We start from the raw sequence: 15,563 nt of genomic DNA on the forward strand, positions 1-15,563 counted from the left end.
TAAAAATAAGCTGTTATAACCGGATAGAATATAAACAGAGACAAAAAAGGCGCGTGTCTTCACGCGCCCGATTTTTACTGATTAGTAGAGTTTTTTCGCGGTATCCAGCCAATCGCGCTTAAACGGACGCTTCATGTTTTCAATCGCGTCGATGATGTCGTGATGCACCATCTTCTCGTTCTGGATGCCCACACAGCGGCCACCATAGCCCTGCAACAGCAGCTCAATGGAGTAAGCGCCCATCCGCGATGCCAGGATGCGGTCATAGGCGCAAGGCGCGCCACCACGCTGGATGTGGCCCAATACGGTCGCACGGGTTTCACGCTTGGTTTCCGCTTCAATGTAATGCGCCAAATCGTCGATATCACAGATATGTTCGGTGATCGCCACGATGGCATGTTTTTTACCTTTGGCAATACCGGCTTTGATTTCGCTGACCAGCTCTTCACGGGTGTACGGAATTTCCGGTAATACGATAAATTCACAGCCACCGGCAATGGCTGCTGCCAGGGTCAGATCGCCACAGTAGCGCCCCATCACTTCAACGATCGAGATGCGCTGATGTGAAGAAGAGGTGTCACGCAGACGGTCAATGGCTTCCACCACCGTTTCCAGCGCGGTGAAGTAACCGATGGTGTAGTCAGTACCGGCCACATCGTTATCAATGGTGCCCGGTAAGCCAATGCACGGGAAACCCATTTCAGTCAGGCGTTTAGCACCCATATAGGAACCATCACCGCCGATGACCACCAGCGCGTCGATACCGCGCTTTTTCATGTTTTCGATAGCAACCTGACGGACTTCTTCATTACGGAATTCCGGGAAGCGTGCAGAACCGAGGAAGGTTCCGCCGCGGTTGATCATGTCGGAGACGCTGTAGCGGTCAAGATTGATCATCCGGTCTTCATAAAGTCCCAGATAGCCGTCGTAGATACCAAAAACTTCAAGTCCTTCACTCAGCGCGGAACGTACAACTCCGCGAATGGCTGCGTTCATGCCTGGGGCGTCGCCGCCGCTGGTCAGTACTCCGATTTTTTTGATCATGACAACCTCTGGATTGTTCAAAACTAGGGATTATTCTCGCCAGTGCCCCTGCGGAAACCAGCTCGCGATCGCACGGCCTTATAGTTGTGAGATAGTATATCAAAGGCTGGATGCTGAATTGATTCAGGTCAGACAAGTTTTCGCTATTTTTTTACAAAATTGTTAGCGTTACGTCACTTTTATAACGTAACAGCATGATTGTTAAGTATTAAAACTGGAAAAAGCCCTGTTGATTTTCCGGTACTACTGAGCAGGGGTCCTGATGAATGATCACATCTGAACCGGGAAACTTACTGCGCAGCGCCTGCTCAATCTGATCGGCAACCTTGTGCGCCTGCACCAGCGGCAGGTGATCGTCCATCTCCAGATGCAGCTGGATAAAACGCGTTGGGCCGGACTGACGGGTGCGTAAGTCATGCGCACCACGTACACCAGGCCAATTGGCAATCACATCAATGATCGCCTGACGCTCCTCTTCCGGCAACGCGCGGTCCAGTAGCGACTGCACCGCCTCATAACCCATGCGCAACGCGCTATAAAGGATATAGACGCCGATTCCCAGCGCAAATAACGCATCCGCACGCGCAAAACCGTAGCTGCTTAAACCAAGCGCCACCAGAATGGCACCGTTCATGACGACATCAGATTGATAATGCAGCATGTCGGCTCGAACGGCCTGGCTACGGGTACGTCGCACCACCCAACGCTGAAAAGTGACCAGCACCAGCGTTGAGCACATCGCGATGACCGTAACGATGATACCGACCAAGGGAGCATGTAACGTCTCTGGAGAGGCCAGATGTTGGATACCGGTCAGGAACAGGAACAATGCCGAGCCAGAGATAAACATGCTCTGCGCCAGCGCCGCGAGGGATTCCGCTTTACCGTGGCCGAAAGTGTGGTCTTCATCAGCAGGTTGCAGCGAATAACGCACTACCAACAAATTGGTGAGTGACGCGGCGATATCCACCAGGGAATCGACCAATCCCGCCAACATACTGACGGAGCCGGTATGCCACCAGGCAAAGATTTTCACCAGTAATAATGATGTTGCCATCACCGTCGCAGCCATAGCTGCCCGACTCACTAACTTTCCATACGCGTGTTCCATACCGATGCCCGTGCGTTCTCTGAATGGCTCAAGTTTATCATTAGCCAGCAAACGCTGCCTGAACGGGATGTTTAACAGTGGGGGACGGGAAAGCAACAGACAAAAAAAACCCCGCCATCATGGCGGGGAAGACAGGGATGGTGTCTATGGCAAGGAAAACAGGGATACTATGTTACTGGTTACTGCTGGTACTACTCACTGCTTGCAGCGGTGATGATGGCTGCAATTCTGAGAGCCGACGCATTTCATCAAGACGTCGCTCATAATTCTTCTGCACTGTCGCTTGCTGGGCAGGCGTTAGCAGGTGGTACATCTGGTTACGAACCCGGGCCATCACGATGTTCTGTTCCACCTGGGCCTGCGCAATTTTTTCTGCCTGCAGGCGGATGGCCGATTCGTTAAATTTGTCTGCAATGACAAGGTCATGCATAGTTTCTATATCCTGAAAACTGACAGCGGGACGTTCGAGTCGCGCTTGTTGCATCAGGTCTCGCATTTGTTGCCGTTGATGCTCAGTTAATTCAATGCCATCAAACATGTGGCTTTGCGGATTTTGCGTCATACTGCCTGTCGTCAATCCGCCATTTTGATGCATCTCGTCAATCGTCGTCGTCTCTGCAGCTCCTGCGCTGACGTGACTGAGAACCATCGCTGAGGCAATGACGACGGCGGTTAAGTTGCGCATCGTTACCCCCAGTTCGTTCCGTTTTGCGATTCAACGAGGGCTAGTGTACGGCGATAGCTGCAAACATCCGTCAGGGGGTGTAAAACTACGTAAAGCGTTGGATTGGCGACATAGGAACACGGTATTTTGCCTGCGGAGGGCAATAAAAAATGAATAAGATCCTGTTGGTTGATGATGACCGCGAATTAACTTCGCTGCTTAAAGAACTGCTTGAGATGGAAGGTTTTGAGGTAATGGTTGCCAGCGATGGCGAGCAGGCACTCAACCTTCTCGATAACACCGTTGACCTGCTGTTGCTTGATGTCATGATGCCGAAAAAGAACGGTATCGATACGCTGAAAGAGCTGCGTCAGCAGCACCAGACCCCGGTGATTATGCTGACTGCGCGTGGTAGTGAACTGGATCGCGTCCTCGGCCTCGAATTAGGCGCGGATGACTATCTGCCCAAACCGTTTAACGACCGTGAGTTAGTCGCACGTATCCGTGCCATTCTGCGTCGTTCCAACTGGAGTGAACAGCAACAGCAGCACGATAACAGCTCGCCAACGCTGGAAGTGGATTGTCTGCGCCTGAACCCAGGCCGCCAGGAAGCCAGTTTCGATAATGAAACGCTGGATCTCACCGGCACCGAGTTCACCCTGCTGTATCTGCTGGCGCAGCACCTTGGCCAGGTGGTCTCGCGCGAACATCTCAGCCAGGAAGTACTGGGCAAACGCCTGACACCGTTTGACCGAGCCATTGATATGCATATTTCTAACCTGCGTCGCAAATTACCGGAACGTCGTGATGGTCATCCGTGGTTTAAAACTCTGCGCGGACGTGGCTACCTGATGGTTTCGGCATCATGATTGGAAGTTTGACCACCCGCATCTTCGCCATCTTCTGGCTTACCCTGGCGCTGGTGTTGATGCTGGTTCTGATGGTGCCCAAACTCGACTCACGTCAGATGACGTCACTGCTGGAAAGTGAACAGCGGCAAGGCATCATGATTGAGCAGCACGTTGAAGCAGAGCTGTCTCAGGACCCGCCGAATGATTTGATGTGGTGGCGTCGGCTGTTTCGCGCCATTGAGAAATGGGCACCACCTGGCCAGCGACTGCTGCTGGTAACCAGTGAAGGGCGCGTGATTGGCGCCCAGCACAATGAAATGCAGGTTATCCGCAACTTTATTGGTCAGTCCGATAATGCGGATCATCCTCAGAAGAAAAAGTATGGCCGGGTGGAGATGGTGGGACCTTTTGCCGTGCGTGATGGCGAAGACAACTACCAGCTGTACCTGATCCGCCCCGCTACCAGTTCTCAACTCGATTTCGTCAATCTGCTGTTTGACCGCCCATTGTTGTTGCTGATCGTCACCATGCTGATCAGCTCACCGTTGTTATTGTGGCTGGCATGGAGCCTGGCGCGTCCTGCGCGTAAACTTAAGCATGCTGCTGATGAAGTCGCGAGCGGAAATTTGCGGCAACATCCGGAACTGGAATCGGGTCCTCAGGAATTTCTCGCCGCCGGTTCGAGTTTCAACCAGATGGTGAGCGCACTCGAACGCATGATGACAGCCCAGCAACGCCTACTGTCAGATATCAGCCATGAGTTACGTACCCCACTCACCCGTTTGCAGTTAGCCACTGCGCTTTTGCGCCGCCGTCACGGCGAGGGCAAAGAACTGGAGCGTATTGAAACCGAAGCGCAGCGCCTTGATGGCATGATTAACGACCTGCTGGTGCTGTCGCGTACCCAGCATAAAAACGCGTTGGTCAGCGAAGCGATGAAAGCGAATCAGCTGTGGAATGGCGTACTGGAAGATGCCAAATTCGAAGCGGAGCAGATGGGCAAACGGATGGATGTACCTTATCCGCCCGGTCCCTGGCCGTTGTACGGCAACCCACATGCGCTGGAGAGTGCGCTGGAAAATATTGTGCGCAATGCGCTGCGTTATTCGCATACCCACATCAGCGTCAGTTTTTCGGTGGATATTGAGGGCATCACCGTGCATGTTGATGATGATGGCCCCGGTGTCAGCCCGGAAGATCGTGAGCAAATCTTCCGGCCGTTCTACCGTACCGATGAGGCGCGCGATCGCGAGTCCGGCGGTACCGGTCTCGGTCTGGCGATTGTCGAAACAGCCGTGCAGCAACATCGTGGTTGGGTGAAAGCCGATGACAGCCCGCTCGGTGGTTTGCGTCTGACACTCTGGTTGCCGCTGTACTCCGCCCGGCAATAATTTGTTATGCTTCGGCCCTCGTTTCCGGGGGCCTTATGCTAAACATCGTTTTATTTGAACCTGAAATCCCGCCTAACACCGGCAATATCATCCGTCTCTGCGCCAATACTGGTTTTCAGCTGCACCTGATTCACCCGCTTGGATTTGGCTGGGATGATAAGCGTCTGCGCCGTGCCGGGCTGGATTACCACGAATTCACCGCTATCAAGCATCATGACAATTACGCCGCGTTTGTCGCAGCAGAAGCACCACAGCGGTTATTTGCACTCACCACAAAAGGCACCCCGGCACACAGCGCCGTCCGCTATCAGGCAGGGGATTATCTGGTGTTTGGGCCGGAGAGCCGTGGCTTACCCGCTGACATACTCAACGCGCTGCCGCCGGAGCAAAAGATCCGCATCCCGATGATGCCGGAAAGCCGCAGCATGAACCTGTCGAATGCCGTGTCAGTGGTGGTATACGAAGCGTGGCGCCAGTTGGATTATGCTGGCGCGCTGATCAAGAGCTAGATGCCGTCGCCGTATTCAAAACCCGGCGAGCCATTGAAGTGTTGATCCATATCCATCGAAGGCTTATCGCTGGCAGGTTTACCGACAATACGTGCCGGTACGCCTGCTGCGGTGGTATGTGGCGGTACCGACTGGAGCACGACAGACCCCGCGCCAATTTTGGCACCGCGACCCACTTCAATATTGCCAAGAATTTTAGAACCCGCACCAATCATCACCCCTTCACGAATCTTCGGATGACGATCGCCACTGGTTTTGCCGGTACCACCCAGCGTGACGTTTTGCAGGATGGAGACATCATTCTCCACCACCGCAGTTTCACCGATAACGATGCCGGTAGCGTGGTCGAGCATAATGCCATGGCCAATGCGCGCTGCCGGGTGAATATCGACGGCAAAGGAGACTGAGATTTCATTTTGTAGATAGACGGCCAGCGCACGGCGGCCTTCCTTCCACAACCAATGGCCAATACGATAGGCCTGGAGGGCGTGAAAACCTTTCAGGTACAGCAACGGCGTAGAATATTTGTCGACTGCCGGGTCACGTTGACGCACGGCCTGGATATCGTAGGCCGCCGACACGATCATCGAAGGGTCTTCGCGGTAAGCTTCCTCGACCACTTCGCGAATGGCGATAGCAGGCATAATCGGGTTAGCCAGCTTGTTTGCCAGCATGTAGCTGAGTGCACTGCCGAGGTTTTCGTGCTTGAGCAAAGTCGCATGGAAAAAACTGGCCAGCATGGGTTCACAATCGGCCAGCGCCCTGGCTTCCGCTTTGATGTTGTTCCAGACCAGTTCTAACTCTTCAGACGACATTGCTGTGTACTCCCGATAAAAAAAGCGCCTGATGGGGCGCTACAGGTGATGAGGCTGGGCATCCTGCTTCAGCTTTGGCTGTTTTCGTCCTTCCTTGCACGACCGAGTAAACTCAATGCTGCCTCTCGCGCTGATTTTTCGCAATATAATACCTGATAAATCTGCTCAGTTATTGGCATCTCAACGCCAACACGCGCAGCTAATGCTCTGACTTCTTTTGTGTTTCTGTAGCCTTCTACAACTTGTCCGATAATGCTTTGCGCCTCTTCCACGTTCTCGCCCTGCCCCAGCATCATGCCGAAACGACGGTTACGTGACTGATTATCGGTACAGGTCAACACCAGGTCGCCAAGACCTGCCATTCCCATGAATGTGGTCGGGTCAGCCCCGAGCGCAGCACCCAGTCGGCTCATCTCCGCCAGGCCACGGGTAATCAATGCCGTGCGGGCATTAGCACCAAAACCGATGCCATCAGAGATCCCGGCACCAATCGCAATCACGTTTTTGACTGCGCCACCCAACTGCACGCCAATAAAATCGGGGTTGTTATACACGCGGAAACTTTTTCCACAGTGCAACTTTTGCTGCAAATCGTCGGCAAATTGTGCATCCGTCGCCGCCAGCGCGATGGCTGTTGGTAAACCTGCTGCCAGTTCTTTGGCAAAGGTTGGTCCTGAGATCACCGCCAACGGAATGTCAGCACCGAGGATTTCACGCGCCACATCCTGCAACAGACGCCCGGTTTCTTTCTCCAGCCCTTTCGTCGCCCAGACAATACGTGAGTCTGCCTGCAAATGCGGCTTGAGTTGCATCAGCACGTCACCAAAGACATGGCTCGGCACAACCACCAACAGGTCGCGGCTGGCGTTAACCACCTCAGCTAAGTCCGCTTCAGGAGCGAGATTGTCAGGGAAGGGTACATCGGGCAGAAAAGCGGTGTTGCAGCGGTCGGATTGCAGTTGCGCGACACTTGAAGGGTTATGGCCCCAGAGCAAAACCGGGTGGCCATTGCGCGCCAGCGTGATGGCGAGTGCGGTGCCGTACGAGCCGGCACCGATGACGCTAATTGAAGCGTTGCGTGTAGTCATCAGGCATCCTGATGTGGTGCGTCGCCTTCGCCCTGCTGCTGTTGCAGATAATTCATGAACAGCGCATCAAAGTTGACTGGCGCCAGGTTGAGCTGCGGGAAAGTACCGCGAGAAACCAGGCTGGTGATGCATTCGCGCGCATACGGGAACAGGATGTTCGGGCAGTATGCACCAAGGCAATGCGCCATCTGAGTACCCTCGATACCGCTGATGGTGAAAATACCTGCCTGCTGGACTTCGCACAGGAACGCAGTTTCTTCACCGACGCTGGCGGTTACGGTCACACGCAGCACCACTTCATAGACTTCATCAGCCAGCTGAGAGGACGCCGTGTCCAGATCCAGCTTCACTTCCGGTTCCCACTCTTTCTGGAAAACTTGCGGCGCGTTTGGCGCTTCGAAAGAGACGTCTTTGGTGTAAACACGTTGAATCTGGAACTGCATTTCGTTGGTGCTATGTTCTGACATGTTACAAAATCCTGTGAGTTAGAATTGTGTGGCCGTAAAGTTATGCCTGTAATAAGGGGTCAAGCCCCTGGCGCCCGTCCAGCGCAAAGAGATCATCGCAGCCGCCAATGTGCTGCGCATCGATAAATATCTGTGGCACCGTCGTTCTGCCGCTGCGTTGAATCATCTCTTCACGTTTCACGGCATCCCCATCGATAGGAAGCTCCTGAAACGTCACACCTTTCTGATTCAGCAACGCCTTTGCCCGGTGGCAATAGGGGCAGGTCGCTTTGGTGTAAATCTCAACATTAGCCATGCAGTTACCTCTGCGAATTATTTACCGCGTACCAGCGGCAGGTTTTCACCGCTCCAGCCGCTCACGCCGTCTTTAAGAACAGACACCTGCGTGAAGCCAGCTGCGCTCAGCTGTGCTGCCGGTTCGCCAGCACTCTGGCCCGTGGCACATACCACAATTATGGGCTGAGACTTATGCTTTTCCAGCTCGCCAAAGCTGCCTTTTTTGATGTCTGCCGCCGCTACATTCAGCGCCCCAGAAATGTGTCCTTTGCGGTAGTCGTCGCGCGAACGAACATCTACCACCACCGCGTCCTCTTTATTAATCAGACGGGTCGCTTCACCACGGCTGATTGTTTTTACCTTCGAGAACATACCTTTAACGGTGGTTACAATCACCAGAACGAGTAAGACAACCCATGCCAGACTGAGGATGGGGTGATTGCTTGCAAACTGCATAATTTCTTGCATGAGGGGTAACGACTCCAGACCGGGCTAATAAGCTAAAACAAGGGTTCTGAGTATACCTGCGCCACCTCGCATGTACAGTCGCTAAGGGGTCAGAGTTACGATTTGTGCGTCATTTTCCAAAAAAAGTGTTCTAATCGCAAAATTAAGACAAAGTTTATGCTTGTAAGCTGAAGGCCGACATGTTTGGAAAAGCAAAACCCGGCCCGGTAAACTGGTAAGCGGCTGTTCATCGTGGAATAATTAGCGACTATGAAGGGAAAAGCGATTGTTTTACCAACAAGGACCTGTCACAGCGGCCCAGCACATCCGTTGCCATCACGCTGGTCCGCACTCTCCCTCAGCCTGCTCTGTGCGGGCGCTCTGTTATTGCCGCCCATCGCACACAGTGACGATGACAGCAAATCCCAGCTGAAATCCATTCAGCAGAATATCGCCGCCAAAGAGAAAAGTGTTCAGGCGCAAAAACAGCAGCGCACCACCCTGCTCAGTCAGCTGGAAAGTCAGGAAAAAGTCATTGCGCAGGCCAGTCGCCAGTTACGTGAAACCCGCAACAGTCTCAGCGCCCTGAACAACGACATTACCCAACTCAACGCCTCCATCTCCCGGCTGGAAAAACAGCAGGCTCAGCAAGAAAAATTGCTGGCACAGCAACTTGATGCGGCCTTCCGTCAGGGACAACACAACGGCTTACAGCTGTTGTTGGGTGGCGAGGAGGCGCAACGCAGTGAGCGCATTCTGGCCTATTTCGGCTACCTCAATGCGGCACGTCAGAAGAATATTGATGACCTGAAACAGACGCAGCAACAGCTGGCGGAACAGCGTCAGGCATTGCAGGACAAACAACAGCAGCAAAAAAATCTGCTCGCCCAGCAGCAAACGCAGCAGGGCAAACTCGAGTCCGCCAGTGCGGCACGTAAGAAAACCCTGACGGCACTGGAAAGTTCGCTGCAAAAAGACCAGGCTGACTTGGTGCAAATGCGCCAGAACGAAAGCCGCCTGCAAGACAAAATTGCTAAAGCGGAACGTGAAGCACGTGAACGCGCCGAGCGTGAAGCCCGCGAGGCCGAGAAAGTTCGTCAGCGTCAGGCGCAGGCAAAAGCGAAAGGCTCCAGCTATCAACCGACGCAGAGTGAGCGCGAGCTGATGGCACGTACTGGTGGTTTGGGCCGTCCTGGCGGTCAGGCTGTGTGGCCGGTACGCGGACGTGTAGAACATCGTTTCGGCGAAACCATGCAGGGTGAATTACGCTGGAAAGGTCTGGTGATTGATGCACCAGAAGGGACCGAAGTGAAAGCCATCGCCGATGGACGCGTACTGATGGCCGACTGGCTGCAAGGCTACGGCCTGGTTGTGGTGCTGGAACACGGTAAAGGCGATATGAGCCTTTACGGCTACAATCAAAGTGCGCTGGTGAGTGTCGGTGCCCAGGTGAAGGCAGGACAGCCTATTGCTCTGGTGGGCACCAGTGGCGGCCGCGGCACGCCCTCACTCTATTTTGAAATCCGGCGGCAAGGACAAGCCGTGAACCCACTGCCGTGGTTAGGAAGATAAGCTTTGTTTCAACCTCATAAACTTTCTGCCGCCTTGTGCGGCCTGTTTTTGTCACTTTCTGCCCATGCCGGCAAACTCTCCATCGTCATCGACGACTTTGGCTATCGACCGGTCGAAGAGAACAAAGTGTTGCAGATGCCAGCAGCCATCTCGGTTGCGGTGTTACCCAACGCCACTTATGCGCGCGAGATGGCGACAAAAGCCCATCAAAGCGGGCACGAGGTCCTTATCCATCTACCAATGGCCCCTCTCAGCAAGCAGCCATTGGAGAAAGATACGCTCACCCCTGAGATGTCCAGTGCAGAAATTGAACGCATCATTCACGATGCGGTTGGAAAAGTGCCCTATGCGGTTGGCCTTAACAACCACATGGGCAGCAAGATGACTTCCAGCCTGCCGGGAATGCAGAAAGTGATGCAGGTTCTGAATCACTACAATTTTTACTTCCTCGACAGCATGACCATCGGCAACAGCCAGTCTGTCCCGGCCGCACAAGGCACCCATGTGAAGGTCCTGAAACGACGGGTATTTCTTGACGACAGTCAGAATGATGCCGCCATTCGCCAGCAATTTACCCGCGCAGTCAAACTGGCTCAGCGTGATGGTTATGCCATTGCGATCGGGCACCCCCATCCCAATACGGTGCGGGTACTGCAACAAATGCTGCCGACATTACCTGCCGATATCACCCTGGTCAGACCCAGTCAGTTGCTGAATGAACCACTGCATCAAGGTTCCACAACGCCGTCAGCAAAACCGCAACCTGAGCCACAGCCGCGCTTCCGCGCACCTGGCATCTGTAAGGTCGGCAAACCATTGGCACCGGTGCCACAGAGTCGGGCCGTGCAGATACTGGAAGAAAGCATTGCAAACAGTTATGTTGCACATCAACTGAGCCAGCTTTTTTAATCATCTCATCGCCAGAAATGTTAGGCGGGAATGAAACTAATAAACCTGGTTCGGGTCTTAGTTTCTCGATCCCAAAATATCAATGATGGTAGAATGAGTTGTTATAATGCGTAAATTGTGGAAGATCAAAGCACTGGACAAAGCAATACGCTTGTATATGCTAATAAAAGGAAATCCGCTACAAACACCGCCCGATCTTGCGAATATCGATGCGCGCCACATCGTTATTTTTTCCACCACGGCATTAGGTGATTTCTTATTTAACTCCCCCGCTATCAGAGCAATCAGAAAACGGTACCCTGAAGCGCTGATCACGTTAGTCGCCCACCAAAAATTCACAGAATTCTTACAAGATGGCGATGATTGGGACAACCTTGTTTTTTGGAACAATAAAGCCATTACTTTACCTGGTTTACTTAACGCGTTAAAAAAATATCCTAAGCCTGACCTCACTTTATTATTACATTCCCATGAGCCTTATGATTACATTGCCGCATTGCTGGCTGGCTCTAAATGCATAATTAAAGATAATTACCTGGATAATTTTATCTATCGTGATAAATGGCTGTCAGAATATACCATCGGCTTCTGCGGACATATTATCGAACGTAAACTGTCGCTGGTTCAGTCCCTCGGATGCGATATTTCAAATATCGAAATGAAGATGCCGTTTGCTATTCAGGAGAAAGAGGCAAACACCACACCGATCATTGGCTTTCAACTCGGTGCCTCCACGCCGGAACGTTGTTGGTCACCAGAAAAATTCGCTACCGTGGCCGTTGCACTGCTGAATAAATATCAGGATTTGCAAATTATTCTTACTGGTGGCCCGGGTGACAGATCGCGGGCAGATTCGTTTCTGCAACACTTGCCAGAAAAATATCACCTGCAAGTCAGCAACAAGGTTGGCAATACCAGCTTACCTGAACTCGCTCAGTTGTTGAACTCAATGGACGTATTGCTCACTGGTGATACCGGGCCTTTGCACATTGCTGTTACCATCAAAACCCCGACCGTGGGACTATTCTGTACGGCCAATCCTTATGCCACAGGCCCCTTGCAGAACCCCGAATTACATGACGTCATTTATATCAGCCCTAAAAAGAGCCATCTGAAAAACGCGCATATCATGGATATTATTGAACCAGGGATTGTGATTGAAAAACTCATCAATCGCATTAGCCTGAAAGAAAATCACAGATAATATTCATCTCGGGCCAGGAACATAACCTGGCCTGAGTCAGTTACTGCGAGGATAAGCAACGTAAGCAGTTAATTTTCAACATAATCCATCAAGTCTGACATTGCCGAAATAATATCCTCCACCTCAATTGTTGAGACAGGATGATATTTATCTCTGGTGTAGATTTGCCGTGCCAGTTCGTACCCAGGTCCCCAGACAATGCTATTAATATATTCGCCATGAATATCATTGCCATATAATGAAACTAGCGGCTTTTTCCATGCCGCGGCAATATGTACAACAGCGGTATCAGGTGAAACGACAATATCAGCCAGACGAATAATTTCACACGCACTGGCCAGCGTATTGAACGGATTTACGATCGCATCAATCTCACCAAGATGAGTGAGTCTGGCAGGATCACCCACCAGAATAACTTCCGCATTTCCCCAGTTCTCTTTGATACGTCTGATCAACGTGTTCAATTGATCTCTGGACATATCACGGCGTGGATCGGCAGCATAAGGGTTAACCACCACCTTAATTTTAGCCGTAACTGTTGCCAGGAAATCACGAACCTGATCGCTGACTGCTTTTGAGACATGAAGATCGTAATCGGTACTGAACGAATCAAAGTCAAAGCTTTTCATTAATAAATGATAGCGTTCAGTAATGTGACTGGTATAGCCAAGGTATTCCAGTGACTTATTATAAATATTAAAGCCTTTCCTGTTAAAGCCAACAATATTTCTGGCATTTAGCGTTTTCAAAAACAACAGATGAAAAGGCGATAATTTATCTCCCATATCAATAACAACGTCATAATCATTTGCGGATAGCGATTTGGCCTGAGCGAGCCTGGCTTTATTATCTTTCTCCACCACATAACATTTATTAATATGAGGATTGCATTCAATCACTTTGACGTTATTTTTTCCGGCCAGCACATCTACCCGATATCCGGCGCGTTTGAATTCTCGAAAAAGTGAAGTAGAAACGACCATGTCGCCGATCTTGTCATCATCGCGCAGGAATAATACTGACTTCCGCTCTGAAATAGCAAAATGCCGGGGAGATCGGTGATCCAATACCAAACGTGCAATGTGTAGACGTAAAGCTTTCATCAAATAATTGCGTTGACGATTGATCGCACGCAGTTTGGCAAATTTCTTTTTCTTATCCACAGTTGCTTTGTCCGGAAACCTGATTACTCGCTAACAGCATATTCAACTGACCGAATACCGCCTGAGCAGTAACCGAGGCAAGATTGTTATCCAACGCTTTAACTTCGTGCTGATTCTTACCATACCCACCAATCAGCCCCGGGTCCGTTGGGCCATACAAGGTAATATTTGGGCGATCCAGCGCCGCCGTCAGATGACTCAATCCCGTATCGACAGAAACCACGGCACGCGCCCCAGCCAGCTGGCGGGCCACCTGCTCCAACGTCAGACGCGGCAGTACTTCGACATGCGCGAAGCCTTCTGCCAGGCGCAGCGCACGCTGATGCTCATGCTCCGCACCCCAGGGTAATTTCACGCGCAGACCGGTTGGCTGCACCAATTCAATCAACTCACGCCAGTGCGCTTCCGGCCAATGTTTATTATCTCGCGTCGTTGCGTGTAAAAACACCAGATACTGATGCGCATCTTGTGGGAGCGAATGCAGGAAATGTCCGGCGATCGCATAGTCGCCCTGAGTGGCTGGCTTTTCATAGCCAAGGCTTTTTGCGAACAACTCGCGAGTGCGTTCCACCGCGTGCTGCTGTTTATTGATTTCGTGGCGTTTGTCATACCACCAGCTGGCAAAGGGTTCTCGGGCACTGCGGCTGTCCTGCCCGTGCTTAATACCTTTCGCCAAACGGGTCACCAGGGCGGCACTCTTAATCAGTCCCTGCGCGTCAATCACGATATCGTACTGGCGCGACTGCAACTCACGTTTAAATAACACGCGTTCTTCACGTTGCTGGCTGCCAAACCAATGCTTGCGCCAGCGGCGGATAGCGACCGGCATGACTTTATCCACGGCAGGATGCCAGGCAGGAATTTGAGCGAAATTCTCTTCCACCACCCAATCAAAACGAATGCCAGGAATGGCCTGCATCGCATCGGTCAAGGCAGGCAGGGTGTGCAGAACATCGCCCATCGAGGACGTTTTCACTATCAGGACGTGCATGTTTACTCCTGCGCCGCGTTCAGCAAAGCGCTTAATTCCTGGTGCACGCGCGTCGGTTGAATATCGATCAAACTCTGGTGATACCCTTCTGCGGCATCACCTTTTCGGACTTTGTGATAGCCGGTGATCAGACGAATAACGCGCGCCTGATGCGACAACGGAGGCGTGAAATCGGGGCTGCTTGGGCCATATAACGCCACCAGAGGACGATTAAGCGCGGCGGCAATATGCATCAACCCCGAATCGTTGCTCACCACCGCAGCACAATTTGCCAGCAGAATAACCGCCTGTTCCAACTGGGTGTCACCGGCAAGGTTTTTACAGTGGCATCGCGCTGCTTCTGGCAGGGCCTGCACAAGGGTTTCGCCAGTTTCGCGATCTTTCGCCGAACCGAACAGCACCACCTGATAGCCTTCACTGATGAGTTGTTCCGCCAGCGCGGCATAATGGTAATGTGGCCAGCGTTTTGCCGGGCCAAATTCAGCGCCGGGGCAAAAACCAATGGCAGGACGATCGGCAGAAAGCCCAAACTGCGCGGCTGTCATGCGTTTTTCATCCTCTTCGACCCTCAGCTGCGGCCACAATAATGGCTGTGGCAACTGCTGCGCAGAGGCCACCGGTTTGTCATAACCCAGTGCCACATAACGTTCAACCATCAACGGAAACGCTGCTTTATCCAATACCCGCACATCATTCAACACGCCGTAACGCATCTCGCCACGCCAGCCAGTGCGGCGTTTAATGCCGGCAAAAAATGGCACCAGCGCCGACTTGAAGGAGTTCGGCAGCACGTAAGCGCGATCGTAGCCACTCGCCTGCAAAGTTTTGCCCAGCCGACGGCGTTCACCCAGCGCCAACGCACCATGACCGAGTGGCATCGCCAGCGCCTGATTCACTTCCGGCATACGTGACAGCAGCGGTCGGCACCAGGCGGGTGCCATCACATCAATCACCGCTTCAGGATGCTCAGCCTTGAGCGTGCGATAAAGACTTTGCGACATCATCATATCGCCGACCCAGGAGGGGCCAATAACCAGAATTTTCATCGCTGCTGCCGGATC

17 protein-coding genes are annotated in these 15,563 nt (G+C 52.3%); 6 read left to right on the plus strand and 11 right to left on the minus strand.

The window, feature by feature from the left end:
• Positions 1-81 precede the first annotated feature (81 nt).
• The 3 genes from pfkA to cpxP all read right to left on the minus strand — a co-directional run bounded on the left by pfkA (position 82) and on the right by cpxP (position 2,840).
• Entirely contained in the window at positions 82-1,044 is a 963-nt protein-coding gene (gene pfkA / locus PAT9B_RS19585; RefSeq protein ID WP_013511002.1) for a 6-phosphofructokinase, read from the minus strand.
• A 208-nt stretch (positions 1,045-1,252) separates the two neighbouring features.
• Positions 1,253-2,155 (minus strand): CDF family cation-efflux transporter FieF, encoded by a 903-nt coding sequence (fieF, locus tag PAT9B_RS19590; protein ID WP_013511003.1) that lies wholly within the window; start codon positions 2,153-2,155, stop codon positions 1,253-1,255.
• A 172-nt stretch (positions 2,156-2,327) separates the two neighbouring features.
• Positions 2,328-2,840, minus strand: a complete 513-nt coding sequence (gene cpxP / locus PAT9B_RS19595) for a cell-envelope stress modulator CpxP (RefSeq protein WP_013511004.1) — start codon at positions 2,838-2,840, stop codon at positions 2,328-2,330.
• A 149-nt stretch (positions 2,841-2,989) separates the two neighbouring features.
• Between cpxP and cpxR the strand changes: the two genes are divergently transcribed.
• The 3 genes from cpxR to trmL are packed head-to-tail and all read left to right on the plus strand — an operon-like array spanning position 2,990 to position 5,570.
• Entirely contained in the window at positions 2,990-3,688 is a 699-nt protein-coding gene (gene cpxR, locus PAT9B_RS19600) for an envelope stress response regulator transcription factor CpxR (protein ID WP_013511005.1), read from the plus strand.
• Positions 3,685-5,061, plus strand: a complete 1,377-nt coding sequence (gene cpxA / locus PAT9B_RS19605) for an envelope stress sensor histidine kinase CpxA (RefSeq protein ID WP_013511006.1) — start codon at positions 3,685-3,687, stop codon at positions 5,059-5,061. Before cpxR ends, cpxA begins: the two co-directional genes overlap by 4 nt.
• A gap of 35 nt (positions 5,062-5,096) precedes the next feature.
• Positions 5,097-5,570: a tRNA (uridine(34)/cytosine(34)/5-carboxymethylaminomethyluridine(34)-2'-O)-methyltransferase TrmL gene (trmL, locus tag PAT9B_RS19610; RefSeq protein ID WP_013511007.1), complete on the plus strand. Its 474-nt coding sequence runs from the start codon at positions 5,097-5,099 to the stop codon at positions 5,568-5,570.
• Here trmL and cysE read toward each other — a convergent pair.
• The 5 genes from cysE to PAT9B_RS19635 form a co-directional block, all read right to left on the minus strand.
• Positions 5,567-6,385 carry a serine O-acetyltransferase gene (gene cysE / locus PAT9B_RS19615; RefSeq protein WP_013511008.1) on the minus strand — a complete coding sequence of 273 codons (819 nt, stop codon included), beginning with the start codon at positions 6,383-6,385 and terminating at the stop codon, positions 5,567-5,569. The two genes, trmL and cysE, sit on opposite strands and share 4 nt — an antisense overlap.
• A 68-nt stretch (positions 6,386-6,453) precedes the next feature.
• Positions 6,454-7,473, minus strand: coding sequence for an NAD(P)H-dependent glycerol-3-phosphate dehydrogenase (gene gpsA, locus PAT9B_RS19620; protein ID WP_013511009.1), 1,020 nt, complete (start codon positions 7,471-7,473; stop codon positions 6,454-6,456).
• Positions 7,473-7,940 carry a protein-export chaperone SecB gene (gene secB / locus PAT9B_RS19625; RefSeq protein ID WP_013511010.1) on the minus strand — a complete coding sequence of 156 codons (468 nt, stop codon included), beginning with the start codon at positions 7,938-7,940 and terminating at the stop codon, positions 7,473-7,475. The genes gpsA and secB overlap by 1 nt, the downstream gene beginning before the upstream one ends.
• Positions 7,941-7,980: 40 nt before the next feature.
• Positions 7,981-8,235, minus strand: coding sequence for a glutaredoxin 3 (grxC, locus tag PAT9B_RS19630; protein WP_013511011.1), 255 nt, complete (start codon positions 8,233-8,235; stop codon positions 7,981-7,983).
• A gap of 17 nt (positions 8,236-8,252) precedes the next feature.
• Complete coding sequence (locus PAT9B_RS19635; RefSeq protein ID WP_013511012.1) at positions 8,253-8,684, minus strand: rhodanese-like domain-containing protein; 432 nt, start codon at positions 8,682-8,684, stop codon at positions 8,253-8,255.
• A gap of 249 nt (positions 8,685-8,933) precedes the next feature.
• Here PAT9B_RS19635 and envC point away from each other — a divergent pair, with 249 nt between their 5' ends.
• From envC to PAT9B_RS19650, 3 genes are all read left to right on the plus strand, one after another.
• A complete protein-coding gene (gene envC / locus PAT9B_RS19640) occupies positions 8,934-10,235 on the plus strand; it encodes a murein hydrolase activator EnvC (protein ID WP_013511013.1) in 1,302 nt (433 codons plus the stop codon).
• 3 nt (positions 10,236-10,238) lie between these two features.
• Positions 10,239-11,144 (plus strand): divergent polysaccharide deacetylase family protein, encoded by a 906-nt coding sequence (locus PAT9B_RS19645; protein WP_013511014.1) that lies wholly within the window; start codon positions 10,239-10,241, stop codon positions 11,142-11,144.
• Between the two features lie 106 nt (positions 11,145-11,250).
• Positions 11,251-12,348 carry a glycosyltransferase family 9 protein gene (locus tag PAT9B_RS19650; protein WP_013511015.1) on the plus strand — a complete coding sequence of 366 codons (1,098 nt, stop codon included), beginning with the start codon at positions 11,251-11,253 and terminating at the stop codon, positions 12,346-12,348.
• Between the two features lie 68 nt (positions 12,349-12,416).
• Here the strand turns inward: PAT9B_RS19650 and PAT9B_RS19655 are convergent, their stop codons facing one another.
• Genes PAT9B_RS19655 through rfaF form a run of 3 tightly spaced genes read right to left on the minus strand, consistent with a single transcriptional unit; the run spans position 12,417 to position 15,548 of the window.
• Positions 12,417-13,511, minus strand: a complete 1,095-nt coding sequence (locus tag PAT9B_RS19655) for a glycosyltransferase family 9 protein (protein ID WP_013511016.1) — start codon at positions 13,509-13,511, stop codon at positions 12,417-12,419.
• On the minus strand, positions 13,504-14,502 hold the full coding sequence (rfaC, locus tag PAT9B_RS19660) for a lipopolysaccharide heptosyltransferase RfaC (RefSeq protein ID WP_013511017.1): 999 nt from the start codon (positions 14,500-14,502) through the stop codon (positions 13,504-13,506). The genes PAT9B_RS19655 and rfaC overlap by 8 nt, the downstream gene beginning before the upstream one ends.
• A 2-nt stretch (positions 14,503-14,504) precedes the next feature.
• Complete coding sequence (gene rfaF / locus PAT9B_RS19665) at positions 14,505-15,548, minus strand: ADP-heptose--LPS heptosyltransferase RfaF (protein WP_013511018.1); 1,044 nt, start codon at positions 15,546-15,548, stop codon at positions 14,505-14,507.
• Positions 15,549-15,563 lie beyond the last annotated feature (15 nt).

Origin of the sequence: Pantoea sp. At-9b (assembly GCF_000175935.2) — a bacterium.
In the GTDB taxonomy this organism is placed as follows: Bacteria; Pseudomonadota; Gammaproteobacteria; order Enterobacterales; family Enterobacteriaceae; genus Pantoea.

Excerpts from the sequence above, each read along its gene's own strand:
- pfkA (WP_013511002.1), bottom strand. The coding sequence starts at position 1,044 with ATGATCAAAAAAATCGGAGTACTGACCAGCGGCGGCGACGCCCCAGGC.
- fieF (WP_013511003.1), bottom strand. The coding sequence starts at position 2,155 with ATGGAACACGCGTATGGAAAGTTAGTGAGTCGGGCAGCTATGGCTGCG.
- cpxP (WP_013511004.1), bottom strand. The coding sequence starts at position 2,840 with ATGCGCAACTTAACCGCCGTCGTCATTGCCTCAGCGATGGTTCTCAGT.
- cpxR (WP_013511005.1), top strand. The coding sequence starts at position 2,990 with ATGAATAAGATCCTGTTGGTTGATGATGACCGCGAATTAACTTCGCTG.
- cpxA (WP_013511006.1), top strand. The coding sequence starts at position 3,685 with ATGATTGGAAGTTTGACCACCCGCATCTTCGCCATCTTCTGGCTTACC.
- trmL (WP_013511007.1), top strand. The coding sequence starts at position 5,097 with ATGCTAAACATCGTTTTATTTGAACCTGAAATCCCGCCTAACACCGGC.
- cysE (WP_013511008.1), bottom strand. The coding sequence starts at position 6,385 with ATGTCGTCTGAAGAGTTAGAACTGGTCTGGAACAACATCAAAGCGGAA.
- gpsA (WP_013511009.1), bottom strand. The coding sequence starts at position 7,473 with ATGACTACACGCAACGCTTCAATTAGCGTCATCGGTGCCGGCTCGTAC.
- secB (WP_013511010.1), bottom strand. The coding sequence starts at position 7,940 with ATGTCAGAACATAGCACCAACGAAATGCAGTTCCAGATTCAACGTGTT.
- grxC (WP_013511011.1), bottom strand. The coding sequence starts at position 8,235 with ATGGCTAATGTTGAGATTTACACCAAAGCGACCTGCCCCTATTGCCAC.
- PAT9B_RS19635 (WP_013511012.1), bottom strand. The coding sequence starts at position 8,684 with ATGCAAGAAATTATGCAGTTTGCAAGCAATCACCCCATCCTCAGTCTG.
- envC (WP_013511013.1), top strand. The coding sequence starts at position 8,934 with ATGAAGGGAAAAGCGATTGTTTTACCAACAAGGACCTGTCACAGCGGC.
- PAT9B_RS19650 (WP_013511015.1), top strand. The coding sequence starts at position 11,251 with ATGCGTAAATTGTGGAAGATCAAAGCACTGGACAAAGCAATACGCTTG.
- rfaC (WP_013511017.1), bottom strand. The coding sequence starts at position 14,502 with ATGCACGTCCTGATAGTGAAAACGTCCTCGATGGGCGATGTTCTGCAC.
- rfaF (WP_013511018.1), bottom strand. The coding sequence starts at position 15,548 with ATGAAAATTCTGGTTATTGGCCCCTCCTGGGTCGGCGATATGATGATG.